The 3,935-nt window shown below is 65.6% G+C and carries 4 protein-coding genes; 1 reads left to right on the top strand and 3 read right to left on the bottom strand.

Annotated features, from left to right (window positions below):
- The 3 genes from OXU43_07750 to OXU43_07740 all read right to left on the bottom strand — a co-directional run.
- Positions 1–895 (bottom strand): UTP--glucose-1-phosphate uridylyltransferase (locus OXU43_07750; protein MDD9825048.1); only part of this gene is annotated, 895 nt, incomplete at its 3' end.
- A 4-nt stretch (positions 896–899) separates the two neighbouring features.
- Complete coding sequence (locus OXU43_07745) at positions 900–2,366, bottom strand: mannose-1-phosphate guanylyltransferase/mannose-6-phosphate isomerase (protein MDD9825047.1); 1,467 nt, start codon at positions 2,364–2,366, stop codon at positions 900–902.
- Positions 2,367–2,669: 303 nt separating this feature from the next.
- Positions 2,670–2,969: a hypothetical protein gene (locus OXU43_07740; GenBank protein MDD9825046.1), complete on the bottom strand. Its 300-nt coding sequence runs from the start codon at positions 2,967–2,969 to the stop codon at positions 2,670–2,672.
- A 345-nt stretch (positions 2,970–3,314) separates the two neighbouring features.
- Here OXU43_07740 and OXU43_07735 point away from each other — a divergent pair, with 345 nt between their 5' ends.
- Positions 3,315–3,818: a DM13 domain-containing protein gene (locus OXU43_07735; protein MDD9825045.1), complete on the top strand. Its 504-nt coding sequence runs from the start codon at positions 3,315–3,317 to the stop codon at positions 3,816–3,818.
- Positions 3,819–3,935 lie beyond the last annotated feature (117 nt).

The raw sequence follows: 3,935 nt of genomic DNA, 5'->3' as shown, positions 1-3,935 counted from the left end.
GGCCGCGTTCCAGGCCGCGGGCGAGGTCCAGAATGCAATCCCGCGCCGCCGCCCCGAACTCCGGGTCGCGCAACGCGAACTCCATGTGGGCGCGAAACAGCCCCGGCTTGCCGCCGCAGTCGTAGCAGGCGGCGCGGTGCGCCAGGACATGGACCGGCTCTTTGCCGGCCAGGGCATGGATTGCGTCGCTCAACTGCACTTCCCCTCCCGCGCCTGGCGCCGTCGCCCGCAACGTGTCGAAGATCGCCGGCGTGAAGACGTAGCGGCCGGTAACGGCCAGCCGGGACGGCGCCCGCTCCGGGGCGGGTTTTTCCACCACTCCCTGCAGGCGGCACGAGCCGCCGGCCTCCGGGACGGCGCCGCCGCAGTCCACGATCCCGTAGTGACGCACCTCCCCGGCGGCCACCTCGTGCGCCAGCACCGCGCTCCCGCCGCTGCGCGCGAAGTGCGCGGCCAGCCGCGGCATCCCCTGCTCCGGGGGGTGCAGCAGCACGTCGGGCAGCATGACGCCGAAGGGGGAGTCGCCCACGGCCTCCCGCGCGCGCAGGACGGCGTCGCCCAGACCCAGGGGGCGCTTCTGCACGACCACGGAGATCTTCGTTTGGCGGCAGGGGATCCCGCGCACGGCCGCCAGCGCGCCCTCGTTGCCGCGCTCGGCCAGGTAGTTTTCCAGCGCCTGGTCGCGGCGCAGGTAGTACAGCGCGGCCGGCGACCGCGTTGCGGCCACCAGGATCAATTCCGTCGCGCCCGCAGCGGCTGCCTCGGCGGCGATGTAGTGGAACACGGGCCGGTTGCCGACGGCTAGCAGCTCCTTGGATACGCTTTTGGTCGCCGGCAACATCCGGGTGCCCAGACCGGCGACGGGGATGACGATCTTGCCTGGCGGCGCCGTCACATCGTCAACCGGTTGCGCCGCCGCCTTGTCCTCCAGGGGCCCTGCCGTAGGCGTCCTCGTAGCGCTGGATGTCGTCTTCTCCCAGGTAATCGCCGCACTGCACTTCGATCAGGCACAGCGGTTCCGTACCCTCGTTCTCCAGGCGGTGCTTCGTGCCGACCGGAATGTGCACCGACTGGTTGGCCCGCAACTCCACGGTTTTGTCGTCCAGGGTGACCAGGGCCCGCCCCTGGACCACGACCCAGTGTTCCGCGCGGCGGCGGTGCGATTGCAACGAAAGGCGCTGCCCGGGATTGACGACGATCCGCTTGACCTGGAAGCCCGCGCCGGAGTCCACGCTCTCGTAACAGCCCCAGGGGCGGCGCACCTTTGTGTGCGACTCGCTCTCCGGGCGGGCGGCGTCGCGCAGGCGCGCCGCCAGCTCCTTTACCGACTGCGCCTTGGAGCGGTCGGCCACCAGCACCGCATCGGGCGTCTCGACGACAATGTGATTGCTGAGACCCACGGTCGCCACCAGGCGCCGCGAGGCATACACGACGTTGTCTCTGGAGTCTTCCAGCACGGCGTCGCCGGCGGCGGCGTTGCCCTGCGCGTCTTGTTCGAACACCGTTGCCAGCGACTCCCACGAACCGAGGTCCGACCAGTCCAGCGCGCAAGGCAACACCGCCGCCTTGGCGGTGCGCTCCATCACCGCATGGTCTATGGAGATATTCGGGCAGGAGGCGAAGCGCTCTTGCTCCACCCGCGTCACCCGCGCCCCCATGATGCGTTCGCTGCCGTGCCCGCTCCAGGCCCGCCAGCAGGCCGCGGACACCTTCGGCGCGTGGCGCGACAGCTCCGACAGGTACGTCGTCGCGCCGAACAGGAACATGCCGCTGTTCCAGTAGCAGTCCTCCCTGGCCGCATAGGCCCGCGCCCGTTCCAACTCCGGCTTCTCCGCGAATTCCTCCACCCGGCGCACCCCCTTGCCGATCTCGTCGCCGGCGACGATGTAGCCGTACCCCGTCTCCGCGCGGGTGGGACGGATGCCGAAGGTGGCCAGCAGCCCTTGCTCCAGGGCCGTTGCCGCCTGCTCGATGCAGGCCGCGAAGGCGCTCATATTGGTTTGCGTGTCGGCGATGTAATGATCCGACGGCAGCACCAGCAGGGGCGTCTCCCCGGGCGCCTCCGCCGCCAGCGCCGCCAGCGCCGCCGCCGGCGCGGTATTTCTCGCCACGGGTTCGAGCAGCACCAGGGGGTCTTCGATGCCGGCGGCCCGCAATTCTTCAATGACCAGAAAGCGGTGCGCCTCGTTGCAGACCGCCGCCACCCGCTCGCAACCCAGTTGCCGAACCCGCTCCAGGGTAAGGGCGAACAGGCTGCGCCCGTTCAGCAGCGGGATGAATTGCTTGGGAAAGTGCGTCCTCGACAGCGGCCACAGTCGGTTGCCGCTGCCGCCGCTCAGGATGACGGCGATAGGTTTTGCGCGCATCTCAGGCGGCTGCGCCCGCCGGGCCGCCGGGATTCGGCGGCGGTGCGGACGGTTTGCCCGGCACGGGCCGGCGCCTCTGCCTGCGTAGCGGCATCATGCTGTCGCGGGGGGCGCGCCATGCCTGCGACGGTTCCATAATGCCCCGGCATTCTGGGACAAACGGCGGCCGCTTGCAACACGGCTCGGTCGGCGCGTCAATTCAAGGCAGAGCGCCTTCGGCACGGCCTGCGCCGGCAACCGGGCGCGGGACGGCGAATAAAAGCGGGGGAGAGACGGGGATAGCTGCTACGTGCCGCCCGTGCCTTAGACCGATCCCGCTCCTTTGAAAATTCCTGTTGCCAGCACGATTACCGAGGCTAGCGTCGCCAGTTGCATGGGGAGCATGACGTAATAGACGAGCTTCATCCCGTTCTTCATCTCGTTATGCAGAGAGTCTATCCGTGACTCCAGGCGCCTGATGTCTTCCTTGGCTGCCAGGGTTCCCTGGACACTGGCGATGGTCCTGGTCAGGGTTTCCGCCTGTTGGCGGCTAAACCCCGCTTGTTGCAGGTTGTTGGCGGCCGTGAGCGTGTCGAACGCGGTGGTGGTCTCTGTTGCGGTCATTTCAGGCCTCCTGCCTCTTTTTAGCGCTTTATGCATCCTTGTCACATTTTGTCCCGCAATTCCGTGCGAGAATGAGAGTATTCTGAAGGTGTCCCGGGCGCGTGTCAATAGTCTCGAATGGGCTAGCCCGATCTCGGACAAGGCTGTTCCTCCCGCTCAACAGGCGATGCAAAAACTATCGAATTTTTTGGATACATGTTCTACGCCAGGACTCAGGAAATAAATCTTTTGTGCTAAGATCTTCATACTTGAGGCCCGAACCATATGCTTGGGTAATATACCCTTTATGATATTACCGCTGTTTAGATTCGGCGCTGTCGGGAGGTGACGCATGAGGGCTGGCATATGAAACGACTCAAACGCTATCGCCAATTTATCTATGGGGCGATTGTTGGCGCCTTATTCGGGCTTCTGCCCGGTTTTGGGCTGGGCGTTTATTATCTGCCCATACTGGTGGAGCAACAGGGCGCGGCGCCGGAAATGCTTGTGCAGGCAAGGGATTTTGCGCAGAAAACCGGCACGTTTCGCCGCGATTTGCGCGGCAGCGACAGCCTGCATTGGGGCGAGGGGACCATCACCCTGTCGCGGGAAGCCGATGGCTATTACTTAACGCTGGACGGACAGGTTTCTCCAGGGCCGGATTACCGGCTTTATTTGATCCAAACATTGGTGGAGGACGAGGCCGCGTTTTTGCCCGTCAAATCGCAGGCCGCGCAGGTAGGCGAGGTGAAGGCGTTTACCAATTTCCGCCTGCCCGTGCCATCGTCCGTTGATGTGAGCCGGTATGGCGCCGTGATCGTGTGGTGCGAGCGATTCTCCGAGTTCATCACCGCCGCGGCATTACAATAAATGCAAGCCGCAAGCCGGGGCGCGCGGTACAGGCTTGGGCAGCAATGAGACGGCGCCATTGGAGTACGCTGGTTCTCGTGGGCAAGAGACGCGGCACTGGCGAATGCGATGAAATAT

This window comes from Gammaproteobacteria bacterium, assembly GCA_028817255.1.
Taxonomy (GTDB): domain Bacteria; phylum Pseudomonadota; class Gammaproteobacteria; order Porifericomitales; family Porifericomitaceae; genus Porifericomes; species Porifericomes azotivorans.
The sequence above is the reverse complement of the archived record's forward strand: the minus strand, read 5'-3'. Positions and strand labels throughout refer to the sequence as shown.